Raw genomic sequence first — 15,201 nt, forward strand, 5'->3', positions numbered from 1 at the left:
GGCCCAGAGGCGGGGAGGTCTGCCAGACAATGTTTTCAACAGGCCGGTTGTTTGGCGGCGGCGCGTCATCCCGGCGGGCGTTGGCGTCACAGTCCAGAAAGCCGCCGGCATGCCGGGCATTGCCAAAATAAAGTCTGTTCCCGTCAGGGCAGATAACGTGCAGGTCCAGGTCATTCAGATCATCCCATGCCAGCATGATCTGCAAAACGCCTGTCTGGGCACCAACCTTGCGTGCACGTCGTATATCCATCAGGCGGCGCCAGGGCGTGCTGGTTGCCAGCAGGAGCAGCAGCAACAGCAGGGCAAACGCGAGCAGCAGCCAGAACAGCAGGTGAGGATACAGGCAGGCCATGCCATCAAACAGGCCATGTAGTCTTGAAAGCAGCCAGAGGCCAATGGCAAACAGCAAAAGGCCCAGAAGAGCCAGCAGCCATGCCTTCCAGGGGCCGATCAGCCTAGTGACCTTGGGTTCCGCAGGTGGCGGTAGAATGGGAATATCCGCCAGGGTTGAGGCGGCTGGTTCTGGCGGCGGCGGTGGGGCGGGGCGGGGCGGCGGCGTGCCGACAATATCAACCGCTTCAATCCGTTGTGTGACCGGGCGGTGTGCCCAAGCAACCAGAATAGGGCCATGGGTGCCGGACCGGATGTAAGAAGGACCCGGCACAGTGATTACATTCGGCAACAAGCTGCCTAACGTGCTTTGTGCTGCCGGCAAGTGCTCGACCAGCGCCAGGATACGCTGGCGGAAGACGGCAAATTCTGCCTGAAGGTCTTCTGTCGACTTTTCTGGTCCGGCGTCCCCATACCAGTCGGTCGCGCCCGTCTCGCTGCGCACGGGCTCTGCCAGAAGATGCGCACCGGCTGACCCGAAATGCTGCGCAAGCAGATTCTGGTATTCAGACCATAATTCTGTAAGGCATTGGCCACGTTGGGTAATGGCAATAACGTCTCTGTCCCACGTCGTGGCGAGGAGTTGCTGTGTCATGGCGTGATACCGAGAAGCGTGTAGCCAAAGAGCGAAAGACTATGCGCGTGGGCCGCAATCAGCAGCGCAGCGCGTAATCCCAGCACGAAAAAAATGAGAAATACCAGCCCCAGAAGCATAAGGCGTAGCGGGCGGCTCAATTCAGTTTTCTGCAGGTTTGGTAAGGGGCTGACAGGAATTTCCTGTGGCGCAGTCTGAGCCGGAACGCCAGTGGTGCTGTCAGGTGCCAAATCATCCTTTTTATCGGAACTGGCAGATGGCGTGCGTGCCGCAGGTGTGGTTTTTTCCGGCGGGGCCAGAAGGAGCCCTATCGGGGTCTGTGTGAAGTCAACCTGATTGGGGTCAATTCTGAAACCGCCTGTTACCGTGGCCTGGGCGCCCCAAGGGGCCAGAATGAAGTGCTGGCCATCGGTGGTATAGAGAGCGCTCATGTCCGGGACTACAAGGGCGCGTTCAAGAAGAGCTCTCTCGGCAGGGGATAGGGCGGCCATAAAGTCTTGCAGGTGGCGCACCTTATCACAAAAGGCTTGCAGCAGCGGGTCCTGTTCCTGAGGAGGCAGTGTGACCAGTTGCACCAGCCGTGCTTCCTGTGGTGCGTACCACGAGACCTCTCCGCTGAAATCATTTTTTGGCCATCGCACAACGGGCTCACAGAACGAGAAATTGCTCACACCAGAGGCCGCCACAATCTGCAGGAGGCTGGCATATTGCTGGATAACAGGCTTGTCGCGTAATCCGAGAAGGCTGAGGCCTTTAAGCTCACTCCGCAGAATAATAATAGAAGCAGCCAAATTAATGTCTCTTTTGAATAAAGTTACTTCAATATGGTAGCAATCATACCATACTCGGATAGGGCAAAAAAACCCCTTATGGACGAGATTGGCGCACCTATGAGGAGGCGAGCATATAAGGCTCACCTCATCAGCATTTCTGGCGTATCACACCAATGGGCAGAATTTTTCACAGCCCGGAGCAAAGGCGCCATGATTTGTTGGCTTCTGCCTCATCCGTGTTGCCAGGGTGGCCCCAGCACCAGCCACGTGCAGACAGCTGCTTGTCCAGATAATCCCGACGCGTACAGGCAAATGTTGTCAGGCTTTCCGTTTCCATACCGCCGCGACAGTCTTCATTCGCACTTCTCTCCAGAGTAATCACGTCCCGGTCAGAAACTTCCGGCAAGGCAGCATCGCCCCCCTTCCCTGTTGTCAGTGCTTCCTGTGTTGTCAGGGCATGGCCAAATACGGTGCCATAAGCATTCACGCAGGTTTGAGGCTTGAACTGGCCACTGGATGCACAGTCGTTGATATATTTTTGTACGTAAACAATGCAACGTGCCTGAGCGAGCTGTATGACATTGGGGTCCTGAGCGTAGCCGTTTTCCATGGAAACCTGTCTCCCACACTTTTGGAGAGAGAAGGCGTCTTGCTGAAAATTGCCTACCACATATTCCATGGCTTTCAGATTTTCTGCCGCAATCTGCTGTTCGTCCTGCAGGGTGGGCACGGAGTGCTGTGGGACAGGCGGCTTGTCATAAGACTGATTTTGAGCTGTGGACGCGCTGAGAGTGGCTGCGTCCGCATCGGAAATAAATCCGTCTGATGCCGGCCTGTGTGCGACCCTCTGCCACGTGGAAATGGCTTCTCGCGTTGCTTCCCCGTAAACGCCGTCAGCAATACTGCCCGCAGGAAGATAGCCAAGGTCAATAAATTTTTGCTGGAGCGCAATATGCTGGTCAATTGGCCGAGAGGCTTCTTCCAGAGCGCTGCCAGACAGACGCCTTCGATATTTCTGGGTCAAGCTGTCTATTGTAGAAATATAACAGGAAGGATCGGCTCTTGGTAGAATGCCATCCATTGTCTCTGGCTCAACGCATGCCTTGAAGACGTCATCATCCGCAATGGCTTCCTGCTTGAGTGCCTTCCACCCGGATTTACCGACAATCTGGCGGAGGGCATAGTAGGTCTGGTCAAAAATAAGCTCGTATTTTGCTGCTTCGCTATTCTGACACAGCATTGTGGCAATGCTGTCTTTCGAGTGATCTGCCGAACAGTTGAAGTCAGGTTTATAGTCCTGTCCGTATGCAACCCCTGGCGCAGTAAGCGCTGCTGCCAATAATAAAAACCACTTCAAATTCGGTCCCCTGATAAAATGCTGCAGAAGAATAGCGCTCTTGGCGGCGGACGCAAATCTGCCATCGCCAAAATATTTTATATGTGCCTTTTGTTATGTATTTTCTATCAATTTGCTTCTGTTTTGTGACAAAGTTCGAGACGGCGGGTATCTAGCACTACAGTTGCATTTTGTGTTGAGTTCTGACTCTATGGGTAACCATGATTCAGGATATGATGAGTGGCGGTGCGTCTGTTGAAGAGACGCTGGAATTATGGGTGCGTTCGCTTCGATCAGCCAAGGAGCGGATTGCTCCACTGTTCACGCAAAAACGTGTCGTAGATTCAGCCTGTGCTTTTCTTGATATTTTGATTGGCAATGAACCACGCAAAACGGGATGGATGCGAGCGGAAGCCGCAGGAGATCCTGGTCCATGGCGGCAGCAGGCGCTTCTGGGGCGCGGGCACTGGGATGCCGATGCCCTTCGGGATGTCGTCAGGGATTATGTGATCGAGCATCTGGGCACTGAAGATGGTGTGCTGGTGATTGATGAGACCGGTTTTCTGAAGAAAGGTCAGGCGTCATGCGGTGTCGGACGGCAGTATACGGGATCTGCCGGCAAGATCACGAACTGCCAGATTGTGGTATTTGCCACCTATGTCTCGGCGCGGGGCCATGCCTTTATTGACCGCGCCCTGTATCTCCCGAAAGACTGGACATCGAACCGTGAGCGCCTGCAGCAGACCCACGTTCCCGATGACGTGGTGTTTGCAACCAAACCGGCGTTGGCCTCGATGATGATCGAGCGGAGTATCGACGCGCTTTTCTCACAGATATAGTGATTTTGGCTCATTTTCTGTTTTTCAGGACTTCCTTGGCGTCTGATCTGGGCGACCGATGGTTTTGTGTCTGTAGGGGCAGATTCTGAACGCAGTGAGGGTGTCACCGCGTGAGAAGGCAGTGTTGGTGGGAACTATGTGGCCTATGCGCTGTCTGTTTCGTCAGGACGCGAGGTAAAGTCTTCGCAATCGTGCATGAGCAAGAGCGAATTCATGCTGGCAGGGAAACATATCTGGCATGGACAGAACGATCCGACGGACGCTGACCTTTACGACTGTCGCGATTTTAAGCAGTCGTGACCGGATTGTGCCACAGGTCGCCGTCTCCAGAGAGGTCTGCCCAAGGGCCATGTGCTGCAGAGCCGTGAGCAGGACATAGGCTGCGGCCGAGAACCACAGCCGGAGCTGGTTGGCCCGGATGGTGTGGGATGAGGTTCTGTCGGAGAACAGATCCAGCTGACATTCCTTGATCCGGTTTTCCATATCCCCACGGGCGCAGTAGACCTGTTCGTAAAGATGACGCGGTTCGGACGTTCCCTGTGGCAGAGTGGTGACGATAAAGCGATGATAGCGGTTGCCGTGGCGCCATTCGGCCTTGGCTACCACTCGCCTGCGGCGTGTCCAGCTGTCCTTTGTGATCCAGTCAAAGGAGGCAAAGCCGCGCGCCGCTTTGCCTGTGCGTGTGGCTTCGTCACGAACCTCAGCGGACAGGGAGGCAATCCGGTCATACAGGCGGCTGTTCCCCGCAAGCCCGAACAGGAAGTCCACGTGATTCTCTTCGCACCATGTCATCAGAGTGTCCCGGGCGAAGCCACTGTCCCCGCGCACCAGGATACGCACCCTGGGCCAGCGGTTCCTGATCTGTTTCACGATCCGGCTGGAGAGTGTCCGATCTTCTGTGTATGAATGATCTGGTCCATGCTTTACCGAAAGGAAGCATGAATGACCATCTCGATGGAAATCCTCGACGAATTATTGACGGGCGTAGAGCGTCCTGAAGACCTGCTTGGTGATTCCGGGCTGCTGAAGGAGCTGAAAATTCGGCTCATGGAGCGTATGCTTGGCGGGGAATTGACCGCGCATCTGGGCTATGAAGAGGGCAAGGCTGCCCCGCCGGGCCAGCTGAACCGGCGGAATGGTTCCACGACCAAAGTGCTGAAAGGCCAGGACTGGACTTGCAACGGTTTTGTGCCGGTCGCTTATCTTGTTATGCCACTCTTGCTTCGAAAGCGAGAGGGCTGATGCCGCCCAGATATGAATGGCGTCGACGTGGATTGTAGAAACCATTGATATACTGGAAGATGGCAGCAGTCGCCTGACGACGGGTTGGCCAGTTTTGCCTCCAGAGCCATTCCGCCTTCAAGCTTTTGAAAAACGTTTCGACAGCGGCGTTGTCAAAACAGTTTCCCTTTCCAGACATTGAAGCCAGTAATCCATGGGCCAGCAGCTTTTTCCGGAAATCATGAGAACAGTATTGGCTGCCACGATCAGAATGGAAAATGCAGTTGGGCACCGGGTTACGCAGCCGCACCGCCATATCCAGGGCACGGATGGCCAGATCCTTTTTCATCCGGCGGCTTGCAGCCCACCCGATCACACGACGACTGAACAGATCGATGACGACAGCCAGGTAGAGCCAGCCCTCGGCAGTCCAGATATAGCTGATATCGCCTGCCCATTTCCGGTTAGGGCCTTCAGCAAGGAAGTCACCGTCCAGAAGGTTGGCCACAATGTCAGAATGGTGATGGCTGTCGGTCGTGACCTTGTTGCGACGGGTGCGTACGGGCCGGATCCCGTTGTCCTTCATGAGGCGACCAACGCGACGTTCCCCGACATCAAGCCCGGCTTCCCTCAGTTCCATGGTCATGCGCGGCCGTCCGTAGGAGCCGTTGCTCAGGGCATAATGTTCACGAATATGCGCCAGTACTTTCAGATCGGTGCGCTGGCGCTGACAGGAAGGTCGGGATGTCCAGGCCCGGTAACCCCGTGCCGAGACCCGCAGGACTTGGCACAGCCTCTCGATTGGCCATTCATGCCGATGTCCGTGGATGAAGGCGAACCTCATGGCTTTTGGCTCGCGAAGAACTGGGTAGCTTTTTTTAGAATTTCCCTCTCCTCCCGCAGAATTCGGTTTTCCAGGCGAAGACGTTCATTCTCGCGGGCCAGATCAGCCTGCTGTCCCGATCCCGGCTCGTCCGGACGATAATCCACTATCCATTTCGCCAGCGTAGATTTGCCAATGCCCAGGTCGGTCGCAACCCGCGTGCGTGACAGTCCACTGCTCAACGCAAGCCTCACGGCCTCGCGCTTGAAATCTTCCGTATGTTTCATGGTGTCGTCGGTCTCCTGATACGAGCTTAAAACGCTCAGATGACCGGCACAAAACCGTTGCAAGTCCATTCAGGTGATTGATCACTTCCATGCGCTTTCAAGGTCAATAATATTCCGGACCAAAAACAAAACTATCCACAGGGCAAATCGACCCAAAAACCAGCCATTTTTCACCACGATTCATTCCGGTTAAGAAACGCTAAGTCATTGTTTTTATTCAATGGCGGAAAATGCGTTTTGGGATTTAATCCCAAAAGTGCCCTTTTTTACAACAGTGTTCGGTTTTTGTGGTACAGAAAACACTGCCAAACTGCGGTACTAATCACACACCAGCCAAAACACCCTAAAGAGCGACCAAATCAACCCCTAGATGGGCATCCATGACGCCAACGCCATCTACACAGCCTAGCGAGAAGGCTAGAAGATCGCTCCGCACCACCTACCACCAGAAACTGCCGAAGGCCATCACACGGTCAAAAAAACGGCCTCTCCGACCGCGTTGATCCATTCTACCCCCGAACATTGCCTCCTTCCCGACGATCTTTTCCCAATGGACGCCTGGCACCACCATCTCTCCTCCCCTACCACCAATTTTTCCGGCTTGGAGGGCACGCTACCTCAATTTCATACGCACCCTTCGGATGCATATGAAATCGCTACGCTTTTTCTCTTTTCTTCTTTCCTCTATCGCCGAATAAATTCGGCTCCCTTTTCGATGCGACACCGTAACACGACACACCCACCTCCAACCGAGCGGGGGCAAAAAAAGGCACTTGCCCTGTATTTCATGTACCAAATCCGGAAAAAAAAGTGGTCATTTTCTACCCCCCTCTTTTTTTTGCGTCCAAACAGCAGCGGTCGAAATTCACCCAGAAACTGACTTATCCACAGGCGAAAATGTAGGAATTTTGGATGCTACGGGCCGGATCAATGGCGGTGATGCCCAGCACATAACAGACCGCAGAATTGGTGGCCGGTCCACGACCCTGACAAAGAATGTCCTGGCTACGGGCATAACGGACAATGCTGTTCACCGTGAGGAAATACGGTGCGTATTCCATGCGCCCGATCAGGCCGAGTTCATGGTTCAGGCTTTTGCGGACTTCGTCCGGGCCCCCTTCGGGATAGGTGCGTGCGGCCGCTTCCCATGTCAGGGTTTCCAGAGCCTGCTGGGGCGTCTGGCCGGGCACGGACACTTCATCAGGATGTTGATTTTCACTGAGAACTGACCCGGGTAGGGCGGAAATTTTCATCGAGATTTGACCCATGCCTTCACACTCCCCGGCATCATCTGCTGGGGGTTTGAGGAGTGATTGACATGGAGCTTCTGAGTGTGATCCGTCGGTGGCACTGCCGGGATCATCTTCCGATCCGCGAGATTGAACGCCGGACGGGGCTGTCACGCAATACGATCCGGAAATATCTCCGGGCGGAGAGTATTGAACCGCGGTTCCAGGTTCCCGAACGCCCCAGCCGACTGGACCCATTTGTTGACAGGCTGAGGGGATGGCTCGTCCTGGAAGCTGCCCGATCACGCAAGAACCGGCGCACGGCGCGATGACTACATGAAGACCTTGTGGCACTGGGTTATGATGGATCCTACGGACGAGTGGCCGCTTTCATCCGGCAATGGAAACACGAACAGTACCAGGCACGCCAGACAACGGATCGAGGTGTTTTCGTACCCCTGCGCTTCCAGCCCGGGGAAGCCTTCCAGTTCGACTGGGGCGAGGACTGGGCGGTGATTGCCGGGCATCGCGTCAAGCTGCAGGTTGGGGGCGCTGAATGCCTGGCTGGAAGCTCGCTGCCTGGACTGCTGGGAACGGCTGCAGCATATCGAACTGGCCCGGACCATCGCCGAGGTCCATGCCAGTGAGCGTCCTCACCTCATGGTGCCGGGGCGTCCCTTTGACGGGTTTGTCGAACAGACCAAGCGCGTCTCGCCAACCTGCCTGATCCAGTTCGAAGGCAATCGCTACAGCGTACCGGCCTCCTTTGCCAATCGTCCGATCAGCCTGCGGGTTTATCCCGACAGGCTGCGCATTATCGCCGAAGGGCAGGTTCTGTGCGTGCATGATCGGCTCATCACGCGTTCGCATGGTGTGCCACCGGGCAGGTCAGACGGCGAAAGGCTATCACATCATCACTCTGCTGGCGCATATGCCGGACAGGCAGAATCTGGATGAGTATGTGGCCAAGGTGCTGATTGAAAAACTTGCCAACATCAACACGATCCTCGACGAAAAGGCTGGTATTGCCGGCAGGCGTATCGAGGGGACGGATGCCAGTGTACGAAGCCGTGTGATCGCCGCCCTGATGTCTGAAGACCAGCGGACAGAAGTTGCAAAGAACGCTCAGGTCGCAGCCACGCGAAAGCGGGCACTTCCGCGCCCAAGAAAACAGTAACGCTTTTCAGGCTGATACGATCAGTTCGAATCTATAATGGATTAAGCCGGCATTTTTCAGAAACGAGTCTTGCGAGCTCTGGCAGGGTTAACGGTGTAGTATTTCTCTGTCTGTTTTTATTGTGTGATCTGATCCTGATTTTTCCCGGGCTTTGAGGTCTCACACCCTAAATTCCCCAAAGGATTTTGTTCTTTTCCGATCTGGTATCGGTTTTTGGCGTGTGGGTTCCTCGTCCCGCAATACTTCCAAACGAGAACATCAATGTCTGATCATACAACTACTTCTTCCGCTGTAGAGGCGGATCTTATGCAGCTTGTAGCACTGCATCGGCTGCTTGACTTCGCCATAAGCCAATCGCTCGAGGGCAATACGGACGACCGCATCCTAGAGGGCGTCGTTATCCTGACCCGCATGATCGGACGCAAGGTCCGGTGCGTGACCAGCAAGATTCTGGATGGCGAAGGCTCCGGCTGCGACTGACGCACTCCTCCTCACTCATATCCCTTTCTTCCATTAACAGGCGCGCTCATATCGCGCCTGTTCTCGTTTCATAAGGAAAATAAAGAATGTTTCGCTCTTCAGACGACGCTACGCCGTCCCGTTTTCACCCCACCGAAGCTGATCTGATCACCTATCGGGACCTGGCCCGTGCTCTCGGCGCCCCGCCGAGCGAGGCCATCTGTCGTTACCTCGGCCCCGCCGGTCAGCATCTGGTCTTCATCGGTGAGTCTGGTCAGCGGGACTGGGCTCGCATCGATGCCCAGGCGCGGGCGCGCTGGCCAGATCTGCCGTCCACGGGAACCACAGCGTCGGATGGCAAGATACTGGAATCCCTGCCTGAACGTATCGTGTATCAGATACTGGATTCTCTCAAACATCACGACATGGAGATCGATCTTCACCAGCCGATCATGGCTGATGTGGGGCCGGAGAAAGCGGATCTGACGCTGCGACGTCGAGATGCCGCCTGCTTCATCGAGGTGATCGGCTGCTGTGGTGTGAACCGCATCACCCGCAACGATCATGAGTGCCGAGGACTGGAGCGGTTCGAGCGGCGGGAGGCTTTTTACCGTCGTGTGGGTATCACCCCGGTCTGTATCTTCCTCGACCTGCTGGCCCGGCCGGAAGACCTGAAGGCGCTGTGCCAGTCCCTGGTGGACCGCATCGCTGACGACGGGAGTAACATTGCGTTGTCGCTCTAAGAACAAGGACCGATGTCTGAGGCGCGGGATGACCGACACCGGAACTCCCGCGCCAGAAATGATAGTACATGACGTGGTCTCGGTATCCGGAACGGGACCGGACGATGTCAAAAATTGCGAAAAAACCGTCTTGCTGTTTCAGCAAGGTCTCATACCCTGAACAGAACAGTGAAACTGGTGGTTGATTCGATGCCCTGACCCCGATCATCGAGTGAAGCCAGTTTCCCCTCAGGGAGGTTGTGACGATGTCCAGGATAAAGACGGATGACGGGGATCTGATAGCGCTACCTTGCCGGATCCTATGTTCGATCGGGCTCTCAAAACAGGACGGGATGTACTATGTCGTCTGATAAAAGCACAGTTCTGGAAAGAGAGTTTCGTGGCCTGCTGCGCTACTCTGCCGCAGCGGCGTATATTGGTCTTGCAGAAGGGACGCTACGAAACCAGCATGAAGAGCTGGGAATTCAGTCGGTGAAAATTGGTCGGGTGCGGTGTTTTCCGGTGGCGGCGCTTGATGATTTTATTGAAAGGAAGATTCTGGAAACAGAGAGAAAACAGCTCCGGAAAAAGCGGCGGGGTCGCGGAGAGAGTCTGGTATTCAGTCCGGATTTCAGTTTCTGGATTGTGATCGCTGCTCTGTTGCTTGTGGCTCTGATCAGGCTGTCATTTCTGATAGCCTGACGGAAACGCTAGTCTTTATCGTCAGAGCTACGCTTTTCATATGCGATGGCTTTGGCTGCCAGATCTTCCGTATGAGGCTGGTAGTACCGGTCCAGAGATTTGATATCCTTGTGACCCGTCACGCGGCGAAGTTCGAGCGGGTTCGTGTAAATCTTTGCGAGGCGGCTTGTCGCCTCATGTCGAAGGTCATGGAAGGTGAGGTCCTTGAGGCCTGCTTTCTTTGTCATCCGCCCGAACCGGACAGAGAACGCGTCCTTGCTGCCAATATCAAAGACGAGATCTCCGGGGCGACTGGATTTGCGTTGTGCCTGAAGGGCCCGCAGCAGGCGGGCCGCACCGGGGGTTAGCGGACGGATTTCCGGACCACGTTCAATGGCGCGGTGCATGGTCTTCGTTTTTCCCAAGGACAAGGCATGACGATCAAAGTCAATGTCACGCCAACGGAGTGTCAGGGCTTCCTCCCGTCGGGTACCTTGTTCAATGGCAAACTGGACGAAGGTTACATCATCAGGCCAGGGCGATGTTGCCATGGCTTCCAAAAGGCGGTCGTATTCATCGCCAATGAGACGGCGGTTGCGTTTCTTGTCTGCGCCAGCGGGTCGCTTGACCGCCGTTGCGGCAGCCGGATTTTTTGAAAAGGGCAGGTCCCACTCTGCGATCGCATGCTGGCAGATCGCAGCGAGCAGGTTGAGACGTTTGACCACCGTCGCAGCGCTGTATTTCTCAGCCAGCCGATCCCGGAAACCACGGACTGCCGTCGGGGTCAGATCGACCAGCGCAAGCTGTGCGATCTCGTCCTGAAGGATAGCGGGGATGTGACCTTTGCGATCGTTCTCCCGGGTCTGCATCTCTTCGCGCACATAACGGTCGACCAGTTCATGGACGGTCTGGCGTTCTAGTGGTCGCGTGTCTTCAAACTGTCCGAGTTCCAGTTTGGCGGACGTCGTGTCCAGCCAGCGGCGGGCGAGTTTGGCCGTGGAGAAGGTTTGATGGATCCGCTCGCCGCCCGTGATGCGCTTGCGGGCCCGATACTGGCCCTTGCCGCGATATTCAACTCCGGCCGGGAGCGGACGGCCTGTCGCTGGATCAATTTTGGCAGAAGTGATTCGATCTTTCATGGTGAGCCTCGCTTGGGCCCAGCATAGCCTTTTCATGGGCCCATTGGGACCATGTGCTTATCGTCTTTTTTGGCGATGGGCCCGAGGTGGGCCCAAAAGCAGTCAATCATTCCGTGACCAAAACTCTAAGCCATTGGAAAGATTGGCGTCCCGTACGGGATTCGAACCCGTGTTGCCGCCGTGAGAGGGCAGCGCGAAACAGGCAATTTCAAGTATCTAGATGCAATTATACACAACTGCGTGCCACACCAAAACGACGGAAAACAGCCCCGCGCAACTGTTTAAAGGTCCAGGTGGACCAGAGCCGTTTTCCTGCTTTCAGTGGACGTTTTGCGCCGTGGTCGACAGGGCCGCCATCATCTGCTGCGCACAAAATAGACCGCAAATTTGAAGGAAACAGGATCATGTATGAAGACCGCGAAATGCGCGAAGAGATTCGGGCCGGAATGAAAGGCCGCATCCGTTTTAACGCTGGCACGGATGCGATCGAAGTCATCGTAGGGGAAGACCATGAAGTGCCCAGATGGCAACCGATCAACCGGCTCACGATGGTTCAATACCTGCCTCCACTGGTCATAGAACGTCTATGGGACATGTTCGCCGATGCTGCTGGGAGCGCCTATTATGCCGACGATCGTCTGGCGGGCGTAAAATTTCTTGGCCTGCATCGGGTGGCAGAGTTCATCGAGCAGGAAGGGTGCTTCCAGATCGAGGAAGACAACGCGCCACCGCTTTCCTTCCCTTCGCAGAAGGCACTCAGTGTTGAGAGCTTTCTGTCCGGGAAAACGAAAACGACACTGGCAGAAATCACAAAGAATGTGATTGATCCTCCATCAGAGAAAGATATTGCAGAAATCATGAAAAATACAGGATGGGAGTCACGAAGGACCGCCACCGGGCGCTTCTGGGCCAAAGGAACACAGTAAAAAGAGGAATAATCGACATCGGATGCGCCAGTTCTGTCCGGAGAGGCGTGTCTGATGAGGTCGACAGGCAAAAATGGCAGGGACAAGTCGGTCCCAAGGACCAACGAGGATGGTTGTGCGTTCCGGGGCTGGGCCATATCCTGCTTTCATGGCACGAAATCCGTCTGAAAAGTCGAGTTCCCGAGGGTCAGCGAAAGCCGGCACGACCGTCACGAAGGATAATCTGAAGGCGCTTGGTGCGGACCGGCTTGCGGACCTGCTCGTCGAACTGGCAGGGCAGGACGCCGCGCTGACCCGTAAGCTCCGCATGGCGCTAACGGCTGTTCATGCGAAGGACAAACTCGGCAAGGAGATCGAAAAGAGGCTGCGCACGATCCAGCGTTCTCGTGGGTTCCTGCCATGGGACCGGATCCGTCCTCTGGCAGTCGAGCTCGATACCCTGCGGCAATCCATTCTTGACAACGTCGCCACCGCCGATGTCGGACAGGCTATTTCAGCCATGCGGCTGCTCGTGGAGATTGCCCCATCCGTCTATGAGCGCTCGGACGACAGTTCCGGATACCTGTCGGACGTCTTCCGGGAGGCCGCTTCTGATCTCGGCGTTCTCTGGGGGCGACAGGCCAACCGGGATCCCGCCGTTGTCGTCACAGACCTTCTCACGCTGCTTGATGATGACGGGTATGGCACTTGCGATCGTCTGCTCGCCGTGTGCGGCACGGCATTGGGTGAGTCGGGCGCGGCCATGCTCAGAACCATGCTTCTGGCACGGCTGCATGACCTTCCTGCGTCTAAGGGGAAGAGAGATTATCATACCGACATCGCGCGTATGCAGACAATCGCTTACCTGCGGGATCTGGCCGATGCCATGGGAGACGTCGATGCGTATATTGACGCTGTCAGCCTGAGTGATCGCCAGTCTGTCTCTATCGGCGACATTGCACGGCGTCTTATGGACAAGGGGCGGCATCGTGAGGCACTCGGATGGCTCGACCGGGAAGCCGAGGAGAATTCCCGCTTTTACAAGCAAAACGACGATCTGCGGATTGAAGCATACGAGGCCGTTGGAGACCGAGATAAAGCTCAGGCCCTGCGATGGAACGTCTTTCGGGAACGCCTGAGCCTGCCGCACTGGAAAGCCTATCAACGTCATCTCAGCGATTACGATGCGATTGACGCCGAAGAGGAGGCGCTTGATCACATCCGGAATTTTCCGAACAGAAGCGTTGCCCTCTCCACTCTGCTGGAATGGCCCGCGCTCGACGAAGCCGCGCGTCTTGTGCGGGACAATAGGGCAGAACTGGATGGACGTGATTACGGGACACTACGCCCGGCAGCGGAACGTCTGTCTGAAGCCTATCCCAATGAGGCGACCCTGCTTTACCGCCTGCTGGTCGAGGCCGTGCTGGACAGGGCGCTTTCCCGTTACTACGCCTATGCCGCAAAGGATCTTGCGTCCTGTCGGCTGCTTGCGCCTATGTTGACTGAAGCAGATGGTATGGAAACCCACGAAGCCTTCATGATCCGACTGAAGGCTGCCCATAAGCGCAAACTCGGATTCTGGTCATTGATCGCCGTGCCCTGAGAGCAGTCTTGCTGGGAAAACGGGGAGACCAGCATGGCGGAGGAATTCCATTGCTATCTAGCAAGAGAAAGGATATACTGCCGACATATCCCACGCGGAGGTTACGATGCTCACCCGCACAACGCTCTTTCTGTCCAATCGGTCCCAGGCCGTGCGTCTTCCCAAAGCGGTTGCGTTTGACGCCAGCCTGAAAGACGTCGTGATCATCCCGGATGGTGCGCGTCGTATAATCGCCCCTGCAAATGCCGCATGGGACGACTTCTTTGCCGCTCCGGGCACTCCACTGCCTGAGCGCGATCAGCCGAGGATGCAGGAACGCGAAAGCTTCTAATGCTTCGTTATCTTCTGGATACAAATTTTTGCATCCGCGTCCTGCGCGATCGTCCACAGGGTCTGCGGGAACGTTTCAATGATAACGCCGAGGCGCTCTGCATCTCGGGTGTCGTACTCTACGAGCTTCTTTATGGAGCCGAAAAATCTCACGATCCGGCAAAGATTCGACGTGAGGTTGAGCATTTTGCCGCGCGTCTGTCTGTTTTACCATTTGACGATGACGCTGCCGCTCATACAGCGGAAATCCGAGCAGAGCTGGAAAAGCGTGGCTGTGTCATCGGCCCCTATGATTTGATGATTGCCGGTCATGCTCGAAGCAGGGGGCTTATCGTCGTGACTGGAAACTTACGAGAATTTACGAGGGTAGATGGGTTGCGTTCCGAGGATTGGACGGCGGGTGAGGAGGTAAGTGGATCTGCTGCTTCTGCCTCATGTCAGACGTAACAGGAATTGCTGGAGTTTTCTGAAAGCAGGCATATATCGAGATGATAATATGCGCATGGAAATGCGCATAAACATGTGCTATGTTTCAGTTCTCATGTAAATAGGATCAAAGCTATGGTTCGCGTGCATTCTACCACCCCGTCACGTCGTCCCACTAATGTGACGTTACCTGCTGAATTACTCGAAGAAGCCAAATCGCTTGATCTCAACATATCGCAGGCCTGCGAACAGGGGTTGAAGTCAGC

Annotated in this window: 15 protein-coding genes, 1 tRNA gene and 4 pseudogenes; 12 read left to right on the plus strand and 8 right to left on the minus strand. The window is 55.5% G+C overall.

Annotation, left to right across the window (positions count from 1 at the left end; translation table 11 throughout):
• From HK23_RS10545 to HK23_RS10555, 3 genes are all read right to left on the minus strand, one after another.
• Positions 1-985, minus strand: a 985-nt coding sequence (locus HK23_RS10545) for a hypothetical protein (RefSeq protein ID WP_086653932.1), incomplete at its 3' end; no start/stop codon positions are given.
• Positions 982-1,776 carry a hypothetical protein gene (locus HK23_RS10550; RefSeq protein ID WP_086653933.1) on the minus strand — a complete coding sequence of 265 codons (795 nt, stop codon included), beginning with the start codon at positions 1,774-1,776 and terminating at the stop codon, positions 982-984. The genes HK23_RS10550 and HK23_RS10545, both read right to left, overlap by 4 nt.
• Before the next feature lie 169 nt (positions 1,777-1,945).
• Positions 1,946-2,998: a peptidoglycan-binding domain-containing protein gene (locus HK23_RS10555; RefSeq protein WP_086653934.1), complete on the minus strand. Its 1,053-nt coding sequence runs from the start codon at positions 2,996-2,998 to the stop codon at positions 1,946-1,948.
• A 317-nt stretch (positions 2,999-3,315) separates the two neighbouring features.
• On the opposite strand from HK23_RS10555, the pseudogene HK23_RS10560 reads away from it, so the two are divergent.
• Positions 3,316-3,915, plus strand: a pseudogene (locus HK23_RS10560) (IS701 family transposase); the annotation flags it as partial.
• Positions 3,916-4,095: 180 nt separating this feature from the next.
• On the opposite strand, the pseudogene HK23_RS10565 reads toward HK23_RS10560, so the two are convergent.
• Positions 4,096-4,881, minus strand: a pseudogene (locus HK23_RS10565) (IS1380 family transposase); the annotation flags it as partial.
• On the opposite strand from HK23_RS10565, the gene HK23_RS10570 reads away from it, so the two are divergent.
• Complete coding sequence (locus tag HK23_RS10570) at positions 4,882-5,175, plus strand: transposase (protein WP_373270327.1); 294 nt, start codon at positions 4,882-4,884, stop codon at positions 5,173-5,175. It abuts the pseudogene before it with no gap.
• Here the strand turns inward: HK23_RS10570 and HK23_RS10575 are convergent.
• A protein-coding gene (locus HK23_RS10575) for an IS3 family transposase (RefSeq protein ID WP_179193874.1) occupies positions 5,141-6,264 on the minus strand; the annotation gives its coding sequence in 2 pieces (ribosomal slippage) (positions 5,141-6,036 and positions 6,036-6,264; 1,125 coding nt in all). The two genes, HK23_RS10570 and HK23_RS10575, sit on opposite strands and share 35 nt — an antisense overlap.
• Positions 6,265-7,178: 914 nt before the next feature.
• Positions 7,179-7,475: pseudogene (locus HK23_RS10585) on the minus strand (hypothetical protein); the annotation flags it as partial.
• A 107-nt stretch (positions 7,476-7,582) separates the two neighbouring features.
• Here HK23_RS10585 and HK23_RS10590 point away from each other — a divergent pair.
• The 5 genes and pseudogenes from HK23_RS10590 to HK23_RS10610 all read left to right on the plus strand — a co-directional run.
• Positions 7,583-8,372, plus strand: a pseudogene (locus HK23_RS10590) (Mu transposase domain-containing protein); the annotation flags it as partial.
• A gap of 82 nt (positions 8,373-8,454) precedes the next feature.
• The gene (locus HK23_RS10595) at positions 8,455-8,670 is read left to right on the plus strand and encodes a hypothetical protein (protein WP_143217550.1); all 216 of its coding nucleotides are present in this window, start codon (positions 8,455-8,457) and stop codon (positions 8,668-8,670) included.
• Between the two features lie 306 nt (positions 8,671-8,976).
• The gene (locus HK23_RS10600; RefSeq protein ID WP_231888558.1) at positions 8,977-9,150 is read left to right on the plus strand and encodes a hypothetical protein; all 174 of its coding nucleotides are present in this window, start codon (positions 8,977-8,979) and stop codon (positions 9,148-9,150) included.
• An 86-nt stretch (positions 9,151-9,236) separates the two neighbouring features.
• Positions 9,237-9,872, plus strand: coding sequence for a hypothetical protein (locus HK23_RS10605; RefSeq protein WP_086653938.1), 636 nt, complete (start codon positions 9,237-9,239; stop codon positions 9,870-9,872).
• 339 nt (positions 9,873-10,211) lie between these two features.
• Positions 10,212-10,553: a MerR family transcriptional regulator gene (locus tag HK23_RS10610; protein ID WP_086653939.1), complete on the plus strand. Its 342-nt coding sequence runs from the start codon at positions 10,212-10,214 to the stop codon at positions 10,551-10,553.
• Between the two features lie 8 nt (positions 10,554-10,561).
• On the opposite strand, the gene HK23_RS10615 is transcribed toward HK23_RS10610, so the two are convergent.
• Complete coding sequence (locus HK23_RS10615; RefSeq protein ID WP_086653940.1) at positions 10,562-11,671, minus strand: integrase; 1,110 nt, start codon at positions 11,669-11,671, stop codon at positions 10,562-10,564.
• Between the two features lie 143 nt (positions 11,672-11,814).
• Positions 11,815-11,923 (minus strand) — tRNA-Glu (locus HK23_RS14580).
• Positions 11,924-12,075: 152 nt separating this feature from the next.
• Between HK23_RS14580 and HK23_RS10620 the strand changes: the two genes are divergently transcribed.
• The 5 genes from HK23_RS10620 to HK23_RS10640 form a co-directional block, all read left to right on the plus strand.
• A complete protein-coding gene (locus tag HK23_RS10620; RefSeq protein WP_086653941.1) occupies positions 12,076-12,597 on the plus strand; it encodes a hypothetical protein in 522 nt (173 codons plus the stop codon).
• 148 nt (positions 12,598-12,745) lie between these two features.
• Complete coding sequence (locus HK23_RS10625; RefSeq protein WP_086653944.1) at positions 12,746-14,179, plus strand: DUF6880 family protein; 1,434 nt, start codon at positions 12,746-12,748, stop codon at positions 14,177-14,179.
• A gap of 106 nt (positions 14,180-14,285) precedes the next feature.
• Positions 14,286-14,510, plus strand: coding sequence for a type II toxin-antitoxin system VapB family antitoxin (gene vapB, locus HK23_RS10630; protein WP_086653942.1), 225 nt, complete (start codon positions 14,286-14,288; stop codon positions 14,508-14,510).
• Positions 14,510-14,956: a type II toxin-antitoxin system tRNA(fMet)-specific endonuclease VapC gene (gene vapC, locus HK23_RS10635; protein WP_086653943.1), complete on the plus strand. Its 447-nt coding sequence runs from the start codon at positions 14,510-14,512 to the stop codon at positions 14,954-14,956. The genes vapB and vapC overlap by 1 nt, the downstream gene beginning before the upstream one ends.
• Before the next feature lie 114 nt (positions 14,957-15,070).
• Positions 15,071-15,201: type II toxin-antitoxin system CcdA family antitoxin (locus HK23_RS10640; protein WP_256940156.1), on the plus strand; the 131-nt coding region annotated here is incomplete at its 3' end.

Source organism: Acetobacter malorum (assembly GCF_002153605.1).
In the GTDB taxonomy this organism is placed as follows: Bacteria; Pseudomonadota; Alphaproteobacteria; order Acetobacterales; family Acetobacteraceae; genus Acetobacter; species Acetobacter malorum_A.

Coding starts and splice junctions, on each gene's coding strand:
- HK23_RS10615 (WP_086653940.1), bottom strand. CDS start 11,671: ATGAAAGATCGAATCACTTCTGCCAAAATTGATCCAGCGACAGGCCGT.
- HK23_RS10625 (WP_086653944.1), top strand. CDS start 12,746: ATGGCACGAAATCCGTCTGAAAAGTCGAGTTCCCGAGGGTCAGCGAAA.
- vapB (WP_086653942.1), top strand. CDS start 14,286: ATGCTCACCCGCACAACGCTCTTTCTGTCCAATCGGTCCCAGGCCGTG.
- vapC (WP_086653943.1), top strand. CDS start 14,510: ATGCTTCGTTATCTTCTGGATACAAATTTTTGCATCCGCGTCCTGCGC.
- HK23_RS10605 (WP_086653938.1), top strand. CDS start 9,237: ATGTTTCGCTCTTCAGACGACGCTACGCCGTCCCGTTTTCACCCCACC.
- HK23_RS10620 (WP_086653941.1), top strand. CDS start 12,076: ATGTATGAAGACCGCGAAATGCGCGAAGAGATTCGGGCCGGAATGAAA.
- HK23_RS10610 (WP_086653939.1), top strand. CDS start 10,212: ATGTCGTCTGATAAAAGCACAGTTCTGGAAAGAGAGTTTCGTGGCCTG.
- HK23_RS10555 (WP_086653934.1), bottom strand. CDS start 2,998: ATGCTGTGTCAGAATAGCGAAGCAGCAAAATACGAGCTTATTTTTGAC.
- HK23_RS10600 (WP_231888558.1), top strand. CDS start 8,977: ATGCAGCTTGTAGCACTGCATCGGCTGCTTGACTTCGCCATAAGCCAA.